23 protein-coding genes are annotated in these 18,572 nt (G+C 65.5%); 11 read left to right on the top strand and 12 right to left on the bottom strand.

The features are described 5' to 3' along the window. Positions 1–139 precede the first annotated feature (139 nt). The 4 genes from G568_RS0104000 to G568_RS0103985 are packed head-to-tail and all read right to left on the bottom strand — an operon-like array spanning position 140 to position 3,926. Positions 140–1,366, bottom strand: coding sequence for a multidrug effflux MFS transporter (locus G568_RS0104000; protein ID WP_051202709.1), 1,227 nt, complete (start codon positions 1,364–1,366; stop codon positions 140–142). After that, a complete protein-coding gene (locus tag G568_RS19650) occupies positions 1,363–1,734 on the bottom strand; it encodes a potassium channel family protein (protein WP_051202707.1) in 372 nt (123 codons plus the stop codon). Before G568_RS19650 ends, G568_RS0104000 begins: the two co-directional genes overlap by 4 nt. Before the next feature lie 24 nt (positions 1,735–1,758). Next, positions 1,759–2,394: a DsbA family oxidoreductase gene (locus tag G568_RS0103990; protein WP_026756817.1), complete on the bottom strand. Its 636-nt coding sequence runs from the start codon at positions 2,392–2,394 to the stop codon at positions 1,759–1,761. Further along, positions 2,394–3,926: a class I adenylate-forming enzyme family protein gene (locus G568_RS0103985; RefSeq protein WP_026756816.1), complete on the bottom strand. Its 1,533-nt coding sequence runs from the start codon at positions 3,924–3,926 to the stop codon at positions 2,394–2,396. The genes G568_RS0103990 and G568_RS0103985 overlap by 1 nt, the downstream gene beginning before the upstream one ends. A gap of 64 nt (positions 3,927–3,990) precedes the next feature. Between G568_RS0103985 and G568_RS0103980 the strand changes: the two genes are divergently transcribed. Next, the gene (locus tag G568_RS0103980; protein ID WP_026756815.1) at positions 3,991–4,614 is read left to right on the top strand and encodes a helix-turn-helix domain-containing protein; all 624 of its coding nucleotides are present in this window, start codon (positions 3,991–3,993) and stop codon (positions 4,612–4,614) included. Positions 4,615–4,654: 40 nt separating this feature from the next. On the opposite strand, the gene G568_RS0103975 is transcribed toward G568_RS0103980, so the two are convergent. Further along, positions 4,655–4,798 (bottom strand): entericidin EcnA/B family protein, encoded by a 144-nt coding sequence (locus G568_RS0103975; protein WP_051202705.1) that lies wholly within the window; start codon positions 4,796–4,798, stop codon positions 4,655–4,657. Beyond that, complete coding sequence (locus G568_RS0103970) at positions 4,795–6,618, bottom strand: extracellular solute-binding protein (protein ID WP_026756813.1); 1,824 nt, start codon at positions 6,616–6,618, stop codon at positions 4,795–4,797. The genes G568_RS0103975 and G568_RS0103970 overlap by 4 nt, the downstream gene beginning before the upstream one ends. A 303-nt stretch (positions 6,619–6,921) precedes the next feature. On the opposite strand from G568_RS0103970, the gene G568_RS0103965 reads away from it, so the two are divergent. From G568_RS0103965 to G568_RS0103955, 3 genes are all read left to right on the top strand, one after another. After that, entirely contained in the window at positions 6,922–7,695 is a 774-nt protein-coding gene (locus G568_RS0103965; RefSeq protein WP_026756812.1) for a 3-hydroxybutyrate dehydrogenase, read from the top strand. A 76-nt stretch (positions 7,696–7,771) separates the two neighbouring features. Then, positions 7,772–8,089, top strand: a complete 318-nt coding sequence (locus G568_RS0103960) for a hypothetical protein (protein WP_026756811.1) — start codon at positions 7,772–7,774, stop codon at positions 8,087–8,089. A gap of 62 nt (positions 8,090–8,151) precedes the next feature. Continuing rightward, positions 8,152–8,550: a DUF2177 family protein gene (locus tag G568_RS0103955; RefSeq protein ID WP_026756810.1), complete on the top strand. Its 399-nt coding sequence runs from the start codon at positions 8,152–8,154 to the stop codon at positions 8,548–8,550. Between the two features lie 30 nt (positions 8,551–8,580). Here the strand turns inward: G568_RS0103955 and G568_RS0103950 are convergent, their stop codons facing one another. Then, a complete protein-coding gene (locus G568_RS0103950; protein WP_026756809.1) occupies positions 8,581–8,787 on the bottom strand; it encodes a cold-shock protein in 207 nt (68 codons plus the stop codon). Between the two features lie 208 nt (positions 8,788–8,995). On the opposite strand from G568_RS0103950, the gene G568_RS0103945 reads away from it, so the two are divergent. Next, on the top strand, positions 8,996–9,313 hold the full coding sequence (locus tag G568_RS0103945; RefSeq protein WP_026756808.1) for an ArsC/Spx/MgsR family protein: 318 nt from the start codon (positions 8,996–8,998) through the stop codon (positions 9,311–9,313). Between the two features lie 41 nt (positions 9,314–9,354). Then, positions 9,355–9,723, top strand: coding sequence for a hypothetical protein (locus tag G568_RS0103940; protein WP_026756807.1), 369 nt, complete (start codon positions 9,355–9,357; stop codon positions 9,721–9,723). Here the strand turns inward: G568_RS0103940 and G568_RS0103935 are convergent. The 5 genes from G568_RS0103935 to thrS all read right to left on the bottom strand — a co-directional run bounded on the left by G568_RS0103935 (position 9,635) and on the right by thrS (position 14,500). Beyond that, positions 9,635–10,258, bottom strand: coding sequence for a DoxX family protein (locus G568_RS0103935; RefSeq protein WP_026756806.1), 624 nt, complete (start codon positions 10,256–10,258; stop codon positions 9,635–9,637). The genes G568_RS0103940 and G568_RS0103935 overlap by 89 nt on opposite strands. Then, entirely contained in the window at positions 10,233–11,021 is a 789-nt protein-coding gene (locus G568_RS0103930; RefSeq protein ID WP_037373589.1) for an HvfC/BufC N-terminal domain-containing protein, read from the bottom strand. Before G568_RS0103930 ends, G568_RS0103935 begins: the two co-directional genes overlap by 26 nt. Then, positions 11,018–11,908 (bottom strand): MNIO family bufferin maturase, encoded by an 891-nt coding sequence (bufB, locus tag G568_RS18205; protein ID WP_051202703.1) that lies wholly within the window; start codon positions 11,906–11,908, stop codon positions 11,018–11,020. The genes G568_RS0103930 and bufB overlap by 4 nt, the downstream gene beginning before the upstream one ends. Positions 11,909–11,996: 88 nt before the next feature. After that, positions 11,997–12,302 (bottom strand): BufA1 family periplasmic bufferin-type metallophore, encoded by a 306-nt coding sequence (locus G568_RS0103920; protein ID WP_026756804.1) that lies wholly within the window; start codon positions 12,300–12,302, stop codon positions 11,997–11,999. Between the two features lie 218 nt (positions 12,303–12,520). Beyond that, complete coding sequence (thrS, locus tag G568_RS0103915) at positions 12,521–14,500, bottom strand: threonine--tRNA ligase (protein ID WP_026756803.1); 1,980 nt, start codon at positions 14,498–14,500, stop codon at positions 12,521–12,523. Between the two features lie 199 nt (positions 14,501–14,699). On the opposite strand from thrS, the gene G568_RS0103910 reads away from it, so the two are divergent. From G568_RS0103910 to G568_RS0103890, 5 genes are all read left to right on the top strand, one after another. After that, complete coding sequence (locus tag G568_RS0103910) at positions 14,700–15,464, top strand: alpha/beta hydrolase (protein WP_026756802.1); 765 nt, start codon at positions 14,700–14,702, stop codon at positions 15,462–15,464. 19 nt (positions 15,465–15,483) lie between these two features. Continuing rightward, the gene (locus G568_RS0103905) at positions 15,484–15,909 is read left to right on the top strand and encodes a VOC family protein (RefSeq protein ID WP_026756801.1); all 426 of its coding nucleotides are present in this window, start codon (positions 15,484–15,486) and stop codon (positions 15,907–15,909) included. A gap of 84 nt (positions 15,910–15,993) precedes the next feature. Continuing rightward, on the top strand, positions 15,994–16,704 hold the full coding sequence (locus tag G568_RS0103900) for an alpha/beta fold hydrolase (RefSeq protein WP_026756800.1): 711 nt from the start codon (positions 15,994–15,996) through the stop codon (positions 16,702–16,704). Then, entirely contained in the window at positions 16,701–18,221 is a 1,521-nt protein-coding gene (locus G568_RS0103895; RefSeq protein ID WP_037373588.1) for a citrate lyase subunit alpha, read from the top strand. Before G568_RS0103900 ends, G568_RS0103895 begins: the two co-directional genes overlap by 4 nt. Further along, entirely contained in the window at positions 18,218–18,472 is a 255-nt protein-coding gene (locus G568_RS0103890; RefSeq protein WP_037373587.1) for a hypothetical protein, read from the top strand. Before G568_RS0103895 ends, G568_RS0103890 begins: the two co-directional genes overlap by 4 nt. Positions 18,473–18,572 lie beyond the last annotated feature (100 nt).

Raw genomic sequence — 18,572 nt, 5'->3', positions numbered from 1 at the left:
TCGGCTCCTTCTTTTGCATTTTATGAATCGTACGGTTGCACGCCTCTTACCGCAATCGGAGGGGACTGCAAAGATGGTATGCGGTTGTATACCGCGAAAAATCCCCTCGGGTCTGTCGGCATGTGCGCGCAGGCGGCGGCTACAGCCGTTGTTCGGCCCGACGCATCCAGAGCATGACCACAAGCGCGATGGCCGAGCATCCACCAGCGCCGAGCGTTAGCGGCAAGGGCGTGCCGTTGAACAACAGCCCGATGGGAATCGCGATCGCGGCGCCGCCGACTGTGCCCAGGGCGCCGATGACGCTGGCGGCCATGCCCGCGATGTGGCCCATCGGCTCCATCGCGATGGCGTTGAGGTTGCCCAGTGTCAGGCCGATCTGGAAAAACACCGTCGTGAGCCAGATCAGGAAGGCGTAAAAAAGCGCATCCCCAGACAGGCCCATCAGCCAGGCAAGCGACATCGCCGTCGAAAGCGTCGCCTGAACCGCAAGGGCCACCGTCGCAAGGCGGCGCATGCCCAGCCGCATGACCAGCGCCGCATTGAGGAAACTGGCGGACGCGGCCATCACGGCGAGCCCCCCGAACCACAGCGGAAAGGTCTCGGCGCGCTCAAACACCACGTCGAAGACGGGCTGCACAAGGCTGATGGTGACAAAGAGCGTGGCATAGCAGAACACCTGCGCCAGCACCGACAGTTTAACCGTCGGGTGGGTCAGCATCTCGATCATGGCGGCCTTCATCGCGTGCAGCTTCAAGGCGCGCCGGCGCTCGGGCGGCAATGATTCGGGTTGCCTGAGCGCCAGCCACAGCCCGGTGATCAGCGCGAAGAGGATGAAAGAGCCGAAGATCGCCCGCCACCCCGCCAGCGCGATCACCGCGGCGCCGCCAAGGGGCGCAAGGGCGGGAACGATGGTGAACACCATCATCACCAGCGACATGATGCGCGCCATATGCCGCCCGGCATAGAGATCGCGGATGATCGCCATGCCGACGACGCGCGGTCCGGCAGCGCCTATGCCCTGGATGACACGGGCCAGCAGCATCAACTCGAGACTGGGCGCGATATAGGCTAGCGACGCCCCCACGATATAAAGGGCCGAGCCTGCCAGCAGCACGGGCTTGCGCCCATAGGCATCCGACAACGGGCCGATGAAGAAGGTGCTTGCGCCCATGCCCAAAATGAACGCGGTGAGGATCAGCTGCGCCCGGTTGGGCGCGCCGGGGCTTAGCTCGTCGCCGATGCCCGGCAGGGCCGGCAGCATCGAATCGATGGAAAAGGCGATGGTGGCAAACAGCATCGCCATCAGGGCGATGAACTCCGGCAGGGCCAGCGGCGCCCGCGCGGCCGTGGTGGCCCTGGTGGTCATTCAGATCGCTCCGACGTGGTGCCGGCGCCCGATGCGGCGTCCGATGCGGCCTCTTCCGCGACATTTGCCGCGATCGCGTCGCGCAGTTTCCGGCGCCGCTTGAGGCGCGCCTCGTAGGTCAGGCGGCTGAATTGCTGAATCGCGGCCCCGAAAACGCCGAGGCCGACAAAAATCAGGATCGTCGTGCCGATCTTGCCAAGCGCGGTGACGGGGACGAGGCTACCGTAGCCCACGGTCGAGACCGTGATGACGGTAAAGAAGTAGGCGTCAAGCCAGCTCCAGCCCTCGACGAGGTGAAAGAACACGGTGCCGACCCCAAGGACAAGGGCGAGCACGGCAAAGACGATCAGGATGCCTTCCTTGGCCATGATGCAGCTCCTTTGTTGTTACGCTCAGGCGCCTCGGGAACTGATCTCGTCGATCACGTTTAGCCACGTCTCGGGGGGCTGTGCGCCGGGCACTGCGTGCTGTCCGGCCACGATGAAGGTGGGCACCGCCGAGATGCCCATGTCGCGCGCGGCCTTGTCGCGCTCAACGATGGTGTCGCGGTCCGCGTCGGTTTCAAGCAGGCGCATCACCACGGAGGCGTCCATCTCGACGCTGTCGGCAATATCGGCCAGTACGTCGGTGCGCCCTATGTCCCGGCCCTGGTGGAAATAGGCGGCGAACAAGGCGGAGACCATCGCGGTCTGGCGCCCCTCGATCCCGGCCCAATGGATCAGGCGGTGCGCGTTGATCGTGTTGGGCGTGCGACCGATCGCGGCAAAGTCGATCTCGAGCCCGGCGGCCCGCGCGGCGGCGTCGATTCTTGAGTAGACCTCGGCGGCCTGTTCCTTGCCGCCGAACTTCGCCTCTAGATATGCGCGCCGGTCCATGCCCTCGGCGGGCATTTCCGGGTTGAGTTGGAACGGGTGCCATTCGATCTCAAACGGATGGTTGGGGCGCTCGGACAGGGCGTGGTCGAGCTGCGCCTTGCCGATATGGCACCAGGGGCAGATCGGGTCTGACATGATGTCGAGTTTGACCATTATCGGCCTCCGGTTGAATTGGTGAAGTGATCGCGAAGCGCGCGGCGCAGCAGTTTTCCGTTTGCGCCCGTGGGCAGGGAGTCGAGGTGAACATACGCGCGCGGCTGCTTGTAGCGCGCCAGCCGCTCGGACGCAAAGTCGCGCAATTGCGCCTCGTTCAGTTCCGCGGGACCGGTGTAGAAGGCGGCGATGATGCGGGTGTCGCGCTTGACCTCGACATCGGTCACGCCGACCTGATCGATGCCAGGATGCACCGACAGCGCCGCCTCGACCTCAAGCGGGGAGACGCGAAAGCCGCCCGCGTTCATCATGTCGTCGGCGCGGCCCATGTAGGTGATGTGCCCGTCCACGTCCATGGCGCCCTGATCGCCGGTCAGGAACCAGTCGCCGCGCATCCGGGCGGCGGTGTCCTCGGGCGCCCCGAGATAGCCCAGCATCAGCCCCGGATCATTGCGCGACACCGCGATCGTGCCCTCCTCGCCGATGTTCACGGGCGCCCCTTCGGGCGTGACGATGGCGACGCGGCGGCCCATCTGCGGTCGGCCCAAGGTGCCGGGGCGGGCGGGTTCGGACGGGCTACCGGATATGAAGGTCGAGCATTCCGACATGCCGTATGCCTCGAATATCGCGGTGCCGGTGGCCGCGGTCCAATCGGTGCGTATCGTGTCGGACAGTTTTTCGCCCGCGGCGAGGCCGTGGCGCAGTGCGGGAAGGTCCATGCGGCTATGTTTTGAGAGTACCTTGCGGTAGACACCGGGCGCGGCAGCGAACATCGTCGCGTCGTGGGCGCGCATCAGCTCGGGCAGCGCGCCGGGATCGACGCCTTCTGCCGGGATCAGGGCGGTGGCGCCGACGGTCCACGGATCCATCAGCCCGGTGCCCAGCGTATAGGTCCAGTTGAAGGCGCCCGCGTGCATCAGCTTGTCCTGGGCCCCCAGGCCGTACCATCCCTGATGCATCATCCGCCGTGCCCAAATCGCGCGGTGCGCGTGCTGTACCGCGCGGGGCACGCCCGATGTGCCGGATGTATAGATGATATACGCCAGCCGCTCGGGATCGCCCATTGCGTAGCTGGCCGGCGGCAGCATGCGCATCGCGGCAAGCTGCTGGGTATCCAGCACGGTCAGGCCGGTATCGTCGGGGCAGGGCACGCGCGGATCGCGCAGGATGCCGGCAGGCGACAATCCCCGCACCATCTTGCCTACCTCATGCGCCGTCAGTTGCGCGGCGGTGGGGACCGGCACCAACCCGGCCGCGATCGCGCCAAGGTAGGCCAGCGGGAAATCAACCGTGTTGCCCAGCCGCATGAGCAGCACGTCACCGGGTTCGAAACCGGCTCGCAGCAGCCCAGTTGCGGTTCCCAGAACCGCCGATTGCAAGTCGCGGTAGCTCCATTCGCTGGACTGCTCGGGGGATACGACGGCAAGGGCGGTTTTGTCCGCCAGCGCGTCCGCGCGGCCCAGAACATGGGCCGCAAGGTTGAACGGGTGCGGGCAGGGGGCGTCGTGGCCGTGGTCGAAGATCGCTTTCATGGCGTCTTGCTATGCTTGGCGCGGCGCAGTTGCAAGCGGCCCCGCGCCTGCCTATAGACAGTGTATGACCCAATCCGACCCCAGGGCCCTGATCCGGATCGCACGTGCGTCCGGGGCCGCATCGCGCGCTGATCCCATCAACCTGGGCGTGCGCGTGCGCGAGTTGCGAAAGGCGCGCGGCATGACCCTGGAGCAAGCATCGGGGCAGGCGGGACTGGCGCGCTCGACGGTGTCAAAGATTGAAAATGGCCAGATGTCACCGACTTACGAGGCGCTAAAGAAGCTGGCGGTCGGGCTTGATATCTCGGTGCCGCAGCTTTTTACCCCGCCGGAGCGCGCACATGACGCGGCGCGCCTGATCGCGACCCGCTCGGGCGAGGGAAAACCGCATGTCACCGCCACCTATGAGCACGAGCTGCTGGCCGAGGGATTGGACGCCAAGAAAATGTTGCCCTACCGCGCGCGCGTGCGGGCCCGCAGCATGGAGGAGTTCGACGGCTGGGTGCGTCACGATGGCGAGGAGTTTCTCTATGTGCTCACCGGGGTGATCCACTTCTTCACCGAGTACCATGCACCGATCGAGATGCGGCGCGGTGACAGCGCCTATTACGATGCTGGAATGGGGCACAACGTGATCTCGGTCAGCCAGGATGACGCGACTATCCTGTGGGTCACGTCGCTTACCTGAGGGCGTTTGCCGGTCTTGGCCCGGGCGCGGGCGGCCCGCCTCAGAACCAGCTTTGGACCCAGCGGGACCCGCCCGATATGTCCTGGCCCACGCCGTCGACCGTGGCGCAGCCCGCCAATAGCCCCAGCCCGATAAGCGCGATAACCCGCGTGAAGGGGCGCGCGAATGCCTTGCCTGATTTCATTTGCTCTGCTCCTCATGCCACCAAACATCGGGCATCCACCCGATCCGATCGCCGTATATTGGTAGGATTTCGGGATATTTCAGGGCCTTGGCGTGGGCAATGCGATCCACCGTCGAGGTCCAGATCGGGATCACGTAGCGCCCGGCCATCAACGCGCGGTCAAGCGCGCGCGCCGCGGCGACGAAATCGCCCCGCGCGCGGGAATTGACCAGCTTGTCGATCATCGTATCCACCGCGTCCGACTCTACCCCCATGAGGTTGCGGGTGCCGGGGCGCTGTGCCCCGTCCGAACCCCAGTAAAGGCGCTGCTCGTTCCCGGGTGAGAGCGACAGGCTCCGGCGTATCGGGATCATGTCGAAATCAAGCTGCGCCTCGCGTTGGCTGAACTGCGCGTTGTCCACGGTCGAGATGGTCACGTCGATGCCCAGCCGCGCGAGCGCCGCGCGGTAGATCTCGAACACCGATTGCGCGGTGGTGTCGCCCTGCCGAAGCAGCACTTCGAACGCAAAGGGCTGTCCTGCGTCGTTGACAAGGCGCCCCTCCTCGATGTGCCAGCCGGCCTTGCGCAGAAGGCGCGCCGCGCGGCGCAAGTTGTCGCGGTTGCGCGCCGTGCCGTCCCCCTTGGGCAGGGTGTAGCCATCCATTGCGCCGGGGGGCATGTCACCGGCAAACGGGTCCAGAAGGGCGCGCACGTCGCCCTTGGCCGGGCCGGGCCGCATCGCCAGTTCGGAATTGGAAAAATACGACGTGATCCGCGCCTGCCGCCCGCCCGTCACCGTCCCGTTGATATAATCGAAGTTGAACGCCAGCAGCATCGCCTCGCGCACGCGCCAATCCTTGAACAGGGGATTGCGGGTGTTCATGGCATAGCCTGTCATGCCCGAGGGGCGCTGATGCTCGATCTCGGACTTGACGATATCGCCGCGCTGCACGGCAGGGAAATCATACTGTTCGGCCCATTTCTCGGCGTTGGTTTCCCGGTACGCGGTCAGCACGCCGGATTTGAACGCTTCGAACAGAACGGATTCGTCGGCGAAAAACTCGATCCGGATCTCGTCGAGGTTGTTGGTGCCGCGGCGCAGGGGCAGGTCGCGGCCCCAGTAATCGGGATCGCGGCTAAGGGTGACATCCCGGCCCTGCTCATAGTCGGTGACGACGTAGGGGGCGGTTCCAATCGGGATTTCGTTCAGGGTCGCATCGCCGAAATCGCGGCCCTCCCATTGCGCCTTTTTGAGGATCGGGCGCAATCCGGCGATCAATGCCAGCTCCCGATCTTTGGTGTTGAAGGTGATGCGCAGGCTACGCGGGCCAGTTTGGGCGATGGTCTCGATCTTCTGGGCGAAGCCGAGGTACCGGGGATGCCCGCGCCGCCCCAATATGTCGTAGGACCAGATCACATCCTCGACCGTGACGGGGCTGCCATCGGAAAACCGGGCCTCCGGGCGGAGGGTAAATTCGACCCATTCCCGATTCGGTCCGACCGCGACCGATTCGGCCAGCAACCCGTAAAGCGAGAAGGGTTCGTCCCAATTTCGACCCATCAGGGATTCATAGGCAAGAAACCTGAGTTGCCACGGCGCGGTGCCTTTCAGGACGAACGGATTGAGCGAATTGAACCCGCCAGTGTTGCCCATGACGATGCGCCCGCCCTTGGGGGCGTCGGGATTTGCGTAGGGTAGGGATACAAAATCTGGTGGCAAAGCGGGCTCGCCATACATGGCTAGGGCGTGTCCGCCCTCGGCACTTGCCGATCCGGCCGCAACAAGAAGCGCGAATCCGATCGCGGCCCGGCGCCAACCATGGAAAAAATCCGCTCTCATTTTGGCAACAATCCTGCTCTGCCCTTGTTTTTATGTGCCCCACACTAGCCACAGATTGAAGGGTTTTCAAACTTTTAGCTTGGAAGAAGGCGTTGAATTGCTTATAAAGAGGGCACTGCTCGATAGGTTTCTTGCCTGTATGAAACCTGCCTCAATAACTGGACGCCCGCCTTGTGCGGGCGTTTTTTTTATGACCATCGGCACGGCGAGCACAGGCCGGTTTCACCCCCCCGAATCGAGGTGCGTTTCCTTCCCGCCAAACAGCCGCTACTGTCGGCGCGGCAACAAGATGGAGGGAACTGGATGTCACTCAAGGGAAAGACCGCGGTCGTGACCGGATCGAATTCCGGCATCGGACTGGGCGTTGTGCGCGAATTGGCCCGCGCGGGTGCGGATGTCGTGCTCAACTCTTTCACGGACCGCGATGAGGACCACGCCCTGGCGGCCGGTATCGCGCAGGAATTCGGCGTTGTGGCCCGTTACCTGCCCGCCGACATGTCGAAGGCATCCGATTGTCGCGCCCTGATCGAGACCGCGGGCGCCTGCGATATCCTGGTCAACAACGCCGGCATTCAACACGTCGCCCCGATCGAAGAGTTTCCGGCCGACAAATGGGACGCGATTATCGCGATCAACATGAGCTCGGCCTTTCACACCACCGCCGCCGCGCTGCCGATGATGCGCAAGGCCGGGTGGGGCCGTGTCGTGAATGTCGCAAGTGCGCACGGATTGACCGCGTCGCCCTACAAATCGGCCTACGTGGCCGCAAAGCACGGCGTTGTCGGCCTGACCAAGACGACGGCCCTGGAAACCGCGCAAGAGCCGATCACCGCCAACGCGATTTGTCCCGGTTATGTCCTGACGCCGCTGGTCGAGGCACAGATCCCGGACACGATGGAGAAATACCAGATGGGCCGCGAAGAGGTGATCCGGCAGGTCATGCTTGAGCGTCAGCCCTCGCGCGAATTCGCCACGGTCGAACAGATCGGCGGCACGGCGGTATTCTTGTGCTCGGACGCGGCCACGCAGATCACCGGAACCACGATCAGTGTCGATGGGGGCTGGACCGCGCTATGATATATTGGGCTTGTGCGCCCAGCAATGCCTGCCTAGATCGAGCAAGCGAAAACACACATTAGAACGGAGAATGCAGATGCAGTTCCAACTCAATACAGACCACCATATCGGCGGTGACGACCGAATGGCCGAGGTGGCCGAGCAGATCGTGACCGAAACCCTCGGGCCGTTGGTCAAGCGTTTGTCGCGCACAGAGCTGCATTTGAAGGATACCAACGCGGGCAAGGGCGGCCCCGACGACATCCGCTGCACGCTCGAGGCGCGCCCCGAGGGGCTAAAGCCGCATACCGTGCACCATGACGGCGCCGATGTGGCTGCGGCGATCAAGGGTGCGGCCAAGAAGATGCGGTCCCATCTGGATCACGAGTTTGGAAAACTGGCAGATCGGCATTGATCCGGCGGCGGGGCGGGCGCGTATCTATTGCGCAACCCGCCCCGACCGAAAGGCTCTGATCGATGCAGATTGTTGTCGCTTATTTTGCCACAGCGGTGGTTTTTCTCGCGCTTGATGCCGTCATGCTCAAGCAGGTTCTGCGGCCGCTGTTCGAGCGAAACCTGTCAGGGCAGCTATTGGATGAGCTGCGCATCGTCCCTGCGGCGATGTTCTACCTGTTCTACATCGCCGGTTTGGTCCACTTCGTATCCATGCCCGCCCTTGCGCAGGGCGCGCCGCTCAAGGCGCTGATCGGGGGCGCGATCCTGGGCGCGATGGCCTACGGCACATACGAGTTCACCAACTACGCCACATTACGCAACTGGCACTGGCACATGGTCGCGGTGGACCTTGCCTGGGGCGCCGCGTTGACGGCGGTGTCGGCCTGGGCCGGGGTCATGGTGGCGCGGCTGGTCGGCTAAGGCGCCGGCGAGGGCGCGCCCTCATGCGCCTTACAGAAGGGAAAGATCGCCCGCCATCTGGCGGCCATCACGCCCCTCTTGCAGCTCGTAGCCAACTTTTTGGTTGTCTGCCAGGCCTGTGAGGCCCGACCGTTCAACGGCCGAGATGTGAACGAAAACATCCTTGCCCCCATCCTCGGGGGCGATAAAGCCGTAGCCTTTGGTGGTGTTGAACCATTTCACGGTGCCAGTGGGCATTGTCCCGCGTCTCCTTGATCTTGCATGTTCACTCGCGGTTGATGGCCGGGAGCGGTCACGCCGGGTACGGGGGCAGGGCGCTGCCTAACCGCCCGGAACCCGACGTCACGACTGGAATGATTACACGGGTTTTGTAAAAATCAAGCAAAACGCAATCGGATGGGGTATCTGTGCCGAAATTTCAGGCACGAACAGGAGGAGCGGCCGCGTGATACTTTATGGCTTGAAGACGTGCGATACCTGCAGAAAGGCGCGCAAGGCGCTGGGGGGGTGCGATTTTGTCGATGTTCGCGAGGCGGGGTTGCCGCAGGGCGTGATGGAGCGGGCATTGGACACGTTCGGCGCGGCGTTGGTGAACCGCCGCTCGACGACCTGGCGGGGCCTTGCGGAAGAGGCGCGCGCCAAGGCGCCCGCGGCGTTGCTGGCCGCGCATCCAAGCCTTATGAAACGGCCCTTGATCGTCGAGGATGACGGCACGCTTTACCTTGGATGGGGCCCGGACGTGCGTGCAAAACTGCTTGGCTAGCAACGCGTTGACGCCTATTTGTGACGCATGGAGGATATGACATGAGAAATGCGGCTCTGGTATTGGGGATCATCGGCGGGATCGTCGGGATGCTGGTGGGGTTCTTCAGCTACGGCTACACCTCGGCGGTCGAGCGATTTGGCGAGATCGAGGGCCTCGCCGAGCAGGTCGCGAATGTCGAGTTGATCCGTGTCTCAAGCTTCCTGTCGCCGCTGCTGGCGATTGCGGGCGGGGCGATGGCGAAGGTGCGCGCGCTCTTGGGCGGGGTGCTGTTGCTGGCATCGACCGCGGGCATGTATTACGCGTTCGGGTTCAACGTGTTCACGATGTTCCCGATCGGGTTTTGCGGGCTGGCCGGGGTGCTGGCGGTGGCTGCGGGCAAGCCGGACGAGCCGAAGTCGCATTTCTGAAGATCAGCCGATCCACGGAGAGCGCGCCACCGCCCTTTAAGACAAGGGTCAGCAGCAGGAAGACCCACAGGGCGCGCTGATCAAGGATGAGGCCATCGGGGGCGCGATCGAACCAGGCGCCAAGGGTGGCTGCGTGGGCGATGCCACCGTGGCCGTAGAGATCGGTGAGGCTCTGGACCGCGATGAAGCCGATCATGCCAAGCGCTGCCACGCGTGAAAAGGCGCCGCTAACTATCAGAAATGGCAGGATAAACTCGGCCCATGTTCCCATTATGACGACGATTTGATGGAACGCGGTGAGCTGCGAGATGTCGTAAGAGGCCGCCTCCATCGCGCGGGGGAAAATCTGTGCGTAGGCGCCGCTGGATGGGAACAGCAGACCCAGAGCGCCGTCGCCCAGCTTGGTCTGCGCGGAGTTCCAGAAATAGACCAGCAACACGGCGGCGAACACCGCGCGCGCGACCAGCGGCAGGAGAGAGGCCGATGTTCTTGGGTCGGCTTCAAGCGCTTTATACTTTGAAAACAGTTTGTTCATGATCGTTCTTCATGTTGATTTCGGAAATGGCGCCACCACTTAGCAACAGGCTCAAGGTGCGTGTAAGATCGAATGTCGCGGTCGTGGCGGCGGCGTGGGTGTGGGCCTGACCGAAGGTCTCGCCGCGCATGAGCGCCGCGATAAATTCCGCGCCGCCGGGAGGGAGCGGGGCCGGGGTGGGATCGAATTCCGGGCGTGTTATCAAGACGTTCTGCGGTGTCGCCTGGGGCTTGGGGCTGTTGCCCGGGTCCAGCGTGTAAGCCCAGATCGCGTGCACCGGCCAGTCAGAGCGCAACAGGATTGTCGCAGGTGTAAGTGCGACTTTGGAATTCATGAGAGAATCCAGCGACATATCATGCAAAGTTGAAGCGGAAATCGAGGTGCTGTCGGCGGCGTGATAGGCGCGGCGCAGGGCTTGCTCAAGGCGCGCAACATCGGCCAGATACCCGATATGCGACAGCGGGCCGAACCCGTCGAGATACGTGGGAAAGCTGGCGCCGTAGTGCATCAAAAGCGGTGTATCTGGCGGATTGTCCCGGGCGTAAAGCCTTGCAACATTGGTGAAATTTGCCTCTCCGATCAATTTCTCGACCGCCGGAAAGCCGCTACGCAACGCGTCGATCAGCGAGGCCGCGACGTTGTTGCGATAGACCGAAAACCGCCGTCCGGCGGGCCGGCCGTGGCCATCGGACAGGCCGGTTGGCGGGGCCGCGTCGGGGGTGACAATTGCGCGGCGCAGGGTGCTTTGATCGGGCGAGGTCATGCCGGCTCCGAACGTACAAAGCGTACGTTTGGCGGCGCTGAGCGTACGGTTGCAAGCGCGTCTCCGGCGCGGCTTGCCTCAGCGGCGAGGGTGGGCCAGTCGGGCACGTCGGTGTCCCATTCGATGAGGGTGGCGCGCGGGCCGGAGCGGGCAAGCGTATAGTCGAGCAGCGCCCAGACAGGTTCGACCACCTCGCGGCCGTGGCTATCGATCAGGAGCGGCGCGCCGTGATCGTCGGTATCCTCGTCATGGCCACCGAGGTGGATCTCGCCCACCAGGTCGAGCGGGTAGGCGTCGATGTAGTCGTGCGGGTGGTAGCCAAGGTTGGTGGCCGACACGAACACGTTGTTCACATCAAGCAGCAGGCCGCAGCCGGTTCGGCGGGCCAATTCGTGCATGAAATCGGGCTCGGACCAGGTGGACGCGTCGAAGGCGAGGTAGCTGGAGGGGTTTTCCAGCAACATTTGCCGGCCCAGTACCTGCTGCACCTCGTCGATATGGGCGGTGACTCGGGCCAGCGTGGCATCGGTATAGGGCAGAGGCAGAAGATCGTTGAGAAAGGCGCCCTCATGCGTGGACCATGCCAGGTGCTCGGAAAAACTGGCGGGGTTGAGCCAATCGCACAGGTGCTTGAGCCGGGCCAGGTGGTCGGGATCAAGCGGGGCTTCGCCGCCGATGCTCAGGCCGACGCCATGCACCGAGATCGGGAAGCGTTTGGCGAGGTGCTGTAGCTGCGCAATGGGGCGGCCACCGTCGCCCATGTAATTCTCGGCGTGGATTTCCAGCCATTCAACGGGGGCGGCATCGGTGATCAGATCATTGTAATGCTGCGGCTTGTAGCCGACGCCGGGGGCGTGGGGCAGGGTGTTTTGACCGGGGGCGGGCATGTGCGGAACTCCGGATCGTGGGAAGGGGCGGCAGGGCGGGCCGAGGATGCCCGCCCTGCGCGGGATGCTTGAAGGGTACGCGAGGGCGTCAGGAGGGGATGTCGCGCTCCAGCGCCTCGAGCGAGCCTTGGCGCGGGGTGCCGTCGGCCATGTCGGGCAGGTCGATCTCGGTGCAGGTGCCTTCGTCGACCATTTTCCACGAGTTGCCCTGGTAATCGACCTTGGAGGTGCCTGCGCAGGTGGTGCCGGGACCGGCGGCGCAATCGTTTTCGCCGGCCAGCGCGACGCCAAAGCACTTTTCCTTGGCTTCATCGGCCTGTGCCGTGGTGCCCTGTGCGGCCAGCGCGGTGGCGAAGGCACCTGCGATGGCGAGGCTTGTCATATGTTTGGACATTCGAGTTCTCCCGTTTGCTATTACTCGGATCGCGTCATGCGATGGGGGAGTGGTAGCGAAGGAAACTCTTCACAAGCCAATCACGTCGCCGTGGCATCACGAAAGATTAAGTTGCCGTGAAGGCCGCGTGATGGGGGCGGTGCGTGGCGGTGGGCGTTGGCAAACAGGTAGGCGGGCCGAACGCGATGTCCAGCCCGCCAGCATGTATTTGGCTTGTCTCAGGCCAGGTCGGGCGGTGTCGCCTCGCGCGCGAGATCGTTGGCGAGATCGTCAAGTGCCCGGTTTTGCGTCTGTTTTTCGCCAAGGCGGCGCACGGTGACGGTGCGGTCTTCGACCTCGCGCGCGCCGCAGGCGAGGATCACCGGGACCTTGCCGACCGAGTGTTCGCGCACCTTGTAGTTGATCTTTTCGTTGCGCAGATCGGTTTCGGCGCGGATGCCGCGCGCTTGGAGGGCGGCGGCGACCTCGCGGCAATAGTCGTCCGCGTCAGACACGATCGAGGCGACGACCACCTGCCGCGGCGCCATCCAGAACGGCAGCTTGCCTTCCCAGTTCTCGATCAGGATGCCGATGAACCGCTCGAAACTGCCCAGGACCGCGCGGTGCAGCATGTAGGGGCGGTGTTTGTCGCCGTCCTGCCCGATATAGCTGGCGTCAAGGCGTTCGGGCAGGTTCGGGTCGACCTGGAAGGTGCCGCATTGCCAGACCCGGCCGATCGCGTCGGTCAGGTAGAAATCGAGCTTGGGCCCGTAGAACGCGCCATCGCCGGGTTCGAGCGTATAGTCGCGGCCGACGGCCTTGATCGCGTTTTCAAGCGCGCCCTCGACGTAATCCCAGCTTTCGTCGCTGCCGACGCGCTGTTCGGGGCGGGTGGCAAAGCGGATCTCGAAATCGGGAAAGCCCAGTTCGCGGTAGACATCCGCCAGGAAGTCGATGAAGCGGGCGCATTCCGACTGGATCTGGTCCTCGGAGCAGAAGATATGCGCGTCGTCCTGGGTGAAGCCGCGCACGCGCATGATGCCGTGCAGCGCGCCGGACGGTTCAAACCGCGCGCAGGAGCCGAATTCGGCCAGCCGCAGCGGCAGGTCGCGGTACGACTTGAGCCCCTGGTTGAACACCTGCACGTGGCAGGGGCAGTTCATCGGCTTGAGTGCGTTGATCCGGGTGCGGGTCTTGTCGCGCACCGCCGCGTCGTCGGTTTCGCCGTCGCGGCTCTCGTCGACCTCGACGATGAACATGTGGTGCTGGTATTTGTCCCAGTGGCCCGACGCCTCCCACAGCTTGCGGTCGACGACTTGGGGCGTGTTGATCTCGTTATAGCCGCCGGCGCGCTGTTTGCGGCGCATGTAGTCCTGCAGCGCGGTGTAGATGGTCCAACCGTTGGGGTGCCAGAACACCTGTCCCGGCGCCTCTTCCTGCATGTGGAACAGCTCCATCTCGCGGCCCAGCTTGCGGTGGTCGCGTTTGGCGGCTTCCTCCAGCATGTGCAGGTGGGCCTTCAACTCGGCCCGGTTGAGGAAGGCGACGCCGTAGATGCGTTGCAGCATGGCGCGGCTCGAATCGCCGCGCCAGTAGGCGCCGGCGACGCTCATTAGTTTGAAGGCGTCGGCGGGCACTTGGCCGGTATGTTGCAGGTGCGGGCCGCGGCACAGGTCCTGCCAGTGGCCGTGCCAGTACATGCGCAGCGGCTCGTCGCCGGGGATCGCCTCGACCAGTTCGACCTTGTAGGGCTCGTTGTTGGCGGTGTAATGCGCGATGGCGCGGTCGCGCTCCCACACCTCGGTGGTGACGGGATCGCGGGCGGCGATGATCTCGCGCATCTTCTTCTCAATAGCGCCGAGGTCTTCGGGGGTGAACGGCTCTTGGCGGTCAAAATCGTAGTACCAGCCGTGTTCGATGACCGGGCCGATGGTGACGCGCACGTCCGGCCACAGCTCTTGCACGGCGCGTGCCATGATGTGGGCGAGGTCGTGGCGGACCAGTTCCAGCGCGGGGGCGCGGTCGGACATGGTGTTGATGGCGATGGCGGCGTCGTGCTCAATGGGCCATTGCAGATCCCAGTGTTGGCCGTCGACCTGCGCGCTGATCGCCTTTTTGCCAAGGGATTTGGAGATGTCGGCGGCCACCTCGCCCGGCGTCACACCGGCGGGGTACGCGCGTTGATTGCCATCGGGGAAAGTAAGGGAGACTTGTGCCATTGCTTGGCTCCTCGTCGGTTTGGCGCCCACGGAACGCCCGGTTGCGGGTATGGTTCGCGCCCTTTTGGCCCCGGCAGAGCGGGGTGTCAAGACTTGCGCATGTCCTTGGCGCTTGCCCTTGCCCCTTGCGTACGGGGCGGGCAGGATCGCGGCAACGCATGGCATCAACACACGACACCGGGCAGGGAGGCCGCGAGACATGGACGAGCCGCAGTATCTGGAAACGCCTCAGGGCCGGCGCATCGCCTATCACCACAGCGACGGTAGCGGGCCGGGCGTGGTGTTTTTGGGCGGGTTCAAGTCCGACATGGAGGGCACCAAGGCGATCTACCTTGAGGAATGGGCGCGCAGGCGCGGTCGCGCGTTCCTGCGTATGGATTACTCGGGGCACGGGCAATCCTCGGGCGCGTTCGAGGAGGGATGCATAGGCGATTGGGCCGCCGATGCGATGGCCGCGATCGGCGCGCTGACAAACGGGCCGCAGGTGTTGGTGGGCTCGTCCATGGGCGGGTGGATCGCGTTGCTGTTGGCGCGGGCCATGCCGGGGCGCGTGGCGGGCATGGTGGGCATCGCCGCCGCCCCCGATTTCACCGAGGATGGCATGTGGGCCAGCTTTGAGGCCGCGCAGCGCGAGGAGATCACCGCCAAGGGGCGGCTGGAGCTGCCATCAGAGTACTCGGATGAGCCCTATGTCATCACCCGGCGCCTGATCGAGGACGGGCGCAAGCAATTGGTGCTGCGCGCGCCGCTGGATCTGCGGTTTCCCGTGCGCCTGTTGCAGGGGACCGAGGACGAGGACGTATCGCGCGAGGTGGCGCTGCGCCTGCTGGACCATGCCGAGAGCCCCGATATTCACCTGACGCTGGTCAAGGGCGCCGATCACCGGTTTTCCACGCCCGAGTGCCTGGAGGAGGTCGAGTGCGCGATCGAGGCGGTGACGATGCGCGCGGGCAGCGGGGCCTGATCGGCATGAGGAGGTCGGAATGGAACAGCGTGTGAGCCTGATCACTCTCGGGGTGCGGGACATGGAGCGCGCGGCGGCGTTCTACGAGGCGCTTGGCTGGCGCCGGGTCGAGACGCCCGATGGGATCGTGGTGTTTGACCTGATCGGTCAGGCGCTGGGCCTTTACCCGCGCGCGGCGCTGGCGCGTGATATGGGCGTGGACGAGGCCGAGCTGGGCAGCGGCGCGATGACGCTGGCGCATAATGTCCCTGCGCGCGAGGCGGTTGCGCCGCTCATGGCGCGTGCCGAGGCGGCGGGCGCGCGTATCCTGCGCCCTGCGGAAGATGTGTTCTGGGGCGGGCATGTGGGCTATTTCGCCGATCCCGACGGCCATGTCTGGGAGGTGGCGTGGAACCCGCATTCGCCGCTGTCGCCCGAGGGCGCGTTCCGGTGGGAGGGGTATTGAGCCGGCTGCGCCGCTTGTCGCCGCTTGTGGCCGCGCGGCGTTGCGGCCAGTATGGCGGCATGGGGGCTGAGAGGGTTGTGATCAATGGCTGAGCCCGTTGTGCTGTTGCCCGGGATGATGTGCGATGCGCGCCTTTTTGCGCCGCAGCTGGCCGATCTGAGCCGCGAGCGCGCGGTAATGGTGGCGCCGATCACGCAGGGCGAGCGGATCGAGGAGATCGCCTCGGGGCTGTTGGACGTGTTGCCGGAGCGCTTCGCGCTGGCGGGGCTGTCGATGGGCGGGATCGTGGCGATGGAGGTGCTGCGGCGCGCGCCGGGTCGAGTGACGCGGCTGGCGCTGATGGATACCAATCCGCTGGCCGAGACACCGCAGAGCGCGGCGCAGTACGAGCCGCTGATTATCGGGGCCAAGGCGGGGCGGCTGGACGAGATGATCACGCAGATGATCCGGCCCGATTTCCTGGCCCCCGGGCCGGGGCGCGCGGAGGTTCTGGCGCTGGTGCGGCAGATGGCGGCGGACCTGGGGCCTGAGGTTTTCGTGCGGCAGGTACGCGCGTTGCAGCGCCGCCGCGACAACCAGGCGGCGCTGCGCCGCTGCAAGGTGCCGGCGCTGGTGTTGTGCGGGGCGCATGATGGGCTGACGCCGGTCAAGCGGCACCGCTTCATGGCCGAACTGATCCCGCAAGCGAGCCTGTGCATCTTGGAGGGTGCGGGGCATTTGCCGACGCTGGAGGCGCCGGGTGAGGTATGCCGGGCGCTGCGCGAGTGGCTGGCGGTTGCAGACGGGGCGAGATGATGGGGCTGCCGGGGTTTGTCGAGGGCTACGGCACGGTGCATCCGTGGTGCGCGGAGGCTGAGGCGCCGGCGCGGGCCGTGATCCCCGCGCGCCGGGCCGTGGGGCGTGCGCAGGTGCTGCCGGATCTCGACGCGGCCCTCAGCGCGGCGGGGGTGCGCGACGGCATGTGCCTGTCGTTTCATCACCATTTGCGCAACGGCGATGCGGTGCTGAACGCGGTGATGGCGGCGGTGGCACAGGCGGGGCTGGGCGATATGGTGCTGGCGCCCAGCTCGGTGTTTCCGGTGCATGCGCCGCTGGCCGATCACATGGCGCGCGGCGTGGCGGTCGGGCTGCGCACGGGCTATGTCTCGGGGCCGGTGGCGGCGGCGCTGGCGCAAGGCGCGTTGGCGCGGCCGGCGGTTCTGGGCACGCATGGGGGGCGTGCGCGCGACATCGAGACCGGGCGCGCCTCCATCGACGTGGCGTTCATCGCCGCCGCGATGGCCGACAGGGCCGGCAACCTGACCGGGGCGGAGGGGCCGGCGGCGTTTGGCCCGATCGGGTATGGCCGTGTGGACGCGGCGCGCGCGCGGGTGGTGGTGGCGGTGACCGATTGCCTGGTCGATCGCCTGCCCTGCGCGCCCGACATCCCCGCCGAGCAGGTGGATTTCATCGTGCCGGTCGCGCGGATCGGGGATGCGAGGGGTATTGCCAGCGGCACCACGCGCATCGCCGGGGACGAGGGCGGCGGGCGGATCGCCGACATGGCGGCGTCGCTGATCGAGGCGTCGGGCGTACTACGTGGCGGTATGAGCTTTCAGACCGGGGCGGGGGGCATATCGCTGGCCGTGGCGCGGCGGCTGGGGCGCCGGATGGCGGCGCGCGGCGTGGTTGGCGGCTTTGCCAGCGGTGGCATCACGGCGCCGCTGGTGGCGTTGCACCGGGCCGGGCTACTGCGGGAATTGCGCGATGTGCAGGCGTTCGATCTGCAGGCGGTGAAAAGCTATCGCCGCGACGCGGGGCATGTCGGCATGTCGGCCAGCGACTATGCCAACCCACAGCGAGGCGATGCGGTGGTGAACCAGCTGGACGCGGTGATCCTGGGGGCGGCCGAGGTTGACCTGGGGTTCAACGTGAATGTCACCACGGGTGGCGATGGTGTGATCCTGGGCGGATCGGGCGGGCATGCCGATTGCGCGGCGGGGGCGGGCCTGTGCGTGATCGTCACGCGTATGTCCGCGCGCGGCGGGCGGGCGCGGATTGTTGAGCGGGTGCGCACGCGCACAACGCCGGGGTGCTGCGTGGATGCGGTGGTGAGCGAAGCGGGCATAGCCATCAACCCGGCCCGCGCCGACCTGTGCGCGCGGGCGAAGGCGGCGGGCTTGCCGGTTGTCACGTTGGAGCAGATGCGCGCGCAGGGGCCTAGCGGTGCTGCGCGAGTGGATAGCGATGATGCCGGCCCTGTTGTGGCGGTGTGCGAATACCGGGACGGGCGGGTGATCGACGTTGTCCGCGCCGGTGAGGGGCGGCCATGACGCGCCCGCCGCGCAAACCGGGCCTGTGGGCCAGGCTGCGGCGCGGCTACAAGCGCACGCAGGTCTGGGCGCGGCGGCGTATTCCGCCGGGGCTGCGCCTGTTGGTGGGGCTGTTGTTGATGGTGGGGGGCATGCTTGGGTTCCTGCCGGTGATCGGGTTCTGGATGTTCCCGCTGGGCGTAGCGATTGCCGCGCTGGACATCGTGCCGATCTGGCGATGGATACGCGCGTGGCTGGCGCGGCACCGCTGAGGCGGGGTTGGCAGGGCATGGCATGTTATAGTGATTGGGCGAGGCATTGAGGAGCCGCGCAGTGCCCGCTCTCGGGGCCGGGGGGCGCTGCCCCCCATCG

It is taken from the genome of Sediminimonas qiaohouensis DSM 21189, from assembly GCF_000423645.1.
In the GTDB taxonomy this organism is placed as follows: domain Bacteria; phylum Pseudomonadota; class Alphaproteobacteria; order Rhodobacterales; family Rhodobacteraceae; genus Sediminimonas; species Sediminimonas qiaohouensis.
Note: the sequence above shows the minus strand (reverse complement) of the source record. Positions and strands in the feature narration are given on the sequence as shown.

What these genes read in the sequence shown, in the direction of transcription:
- G568_RS0104000 (WP_051202709.1), bottom strand. Translation starts at nt 1,366, where the DNA reads ATGACCACCAGGGCCACCACGGCCGCGCGGGCGCCGCTGGCCCTGCCG.
- G568_RS19650 (WP_051202707.1), bottom strand. Translation starts at nt 1,734, where the DNA reads ATGGCCAAGGAAGGCATCCTGATCGTCTTTGCCGTGCTCGCCCTTGTC.
- G568_RS0103990 (WP_026756817.1), bottom strand. Translation starts at nt 2,394, where the DNA reads ATGGTCAAACTCGACATCATGTCAGACCCGATCTGCCCCTGGTGCCAT.
- G568_RS0103985 (WP_026756816.1), bottom strand. Translation starts at nt 3,926, where the DNA reads ATGAAAGCGATCTTCGACCACGGCCACGACGCCCCCTGCCCGCACCCG.
- G568_RS0103980 (WP_026756815.1), top strand. Translation starts at nt 3,991, where the DNA reads ATGACCCAATCCGACCCCAGGGCCCTGATCCGGATCGCACGTGCGTCC.
- G568_RS0103975 (WP_051202705.1), bottom strand. Translation starts at nt 4,798, where the DNA reads ATGAAATCAGGCAAGGCATTCGCGCGCCCCTTCACGCGGGTTATCGCG.
- G568_RS0103970 (WP_026756813.1), bottom strand. Translation starts at nt 6,618, where the DNA reads ATGAGAGCGGATTTTTTCCATGGTTGGCGCCGGGCCGCGATCGGATTC.
- G568_RS0103965 (WP_026756812.1), top strand. Translation starts at nt 6,922, where the DNA reads ATGTCACTCAAGGGAAAGACCGCGGTCGTGACCGGATCGAATTCCGGC.
- G568_RS0103960 (WP_026756811.1), top strand. Translation starts at nt 7,772, where the DNA reads ATGCAGTTCCAACTCAATACAGACCACCATATCGGCGGTGACGACCGA.
- G568_RS0103955 (WP_026756810.1), top strand. Translation starts at nt 8,152, where the DNA reads ATGCAGATTGTTGTCGCTTATTTTGCCACAGCGGTGGTTTTTCTCGCG.
- G568_RS0103950 (WP_026756809.1), bottom strand. Translation starts at nt 8,787, where the DNA reads ATGCCCACTGGCACCGTGAAATGGTTCAACACCACCAAAGGCTACGGC.
- G568_RS0103940 (WP_026756807.1), top strand. Translation starts at nt 9,355, where the DNA reads ATGAGAAATGCGGCTCTGGTATTGGGGATCATCGGCGGGATCGTCGGG.
- G568_RS0103935 (WP_026756806.1), bottom strand. Translation starts at nt 10,258, where the DNA reads ATGAACAAACTGTTTTCAAAGTATAAAGCGCTTGAAGCCGACCCAAGA.
- G568_RS0103930 (WP_037373589.1), bottom strand. Translation starts at nt 11,021, where the DNA reads ATGACCTCGCCCGATCAAAGCACCCTGCGCCGCGCAATTGTCACCCCC.
- bufB (WP_051202703.1), bottom strand. Translation starts at nt 11,908, where the DNA reads ATGCCCGCCCCCGGTCAAAACACCCTGCCCCACGCCCCCGGCGTCGGC.
- G568_RS0103920 (WP_026756804.1), bottom strand. Translation starts at nt 12,302, where the DNA reads ATGTCCAAACATATGACAAGCCTCGCCATCGCAGGTGCCTTCGCCACC.
- thrS (WP_026756803.1), bottom strand. Translation starts at nt 14,500, where the DNA reads ATGGCACAAGTCTCCCTTACTTTCCCCGATGGCAATCAACGCGCGTAC.
- G568_RS0103910 (WP_026756802.1), top strand. Translation starts at nt 14,700, where the DNA reads ATGGACGAGCCGCAGTATCTGGAAACGCCTCAGGGCCGGCGCATCGCC.
- G568_RS0103905 (WP_026756801.1), top strand. Translation starts at nt 15,484, where the DNA reads ATGGAACAGCGTGTGAGCCTGATCACTCTCGGGGTGCGGGACATGGAG.
- G568_RS0103900 (WP_026756800.1), top strand. Translation starts at nt 15,994, where the DNA reads ATGGCTGAGCCCGTTGTGCTGTTGCCCGGGATGATGTGCGATGCGCGC.
- G568_RS0103895 (WP_037373588.1), top strand. Translation starts at nt 16,701, where the DNA reads ATGATGGGGCTGCCGGGGTTTGTCGAGGGCTACGGCACGGTGCATCCG.
- G568_RS0103890 (WP_037373587.1), top strand. Translation starts at nt 18,218, where the DNA reads ATGACGCGCCCGCCGCGCAAACCGGGCCTGTGGGCCAGGCTGCGGCGC.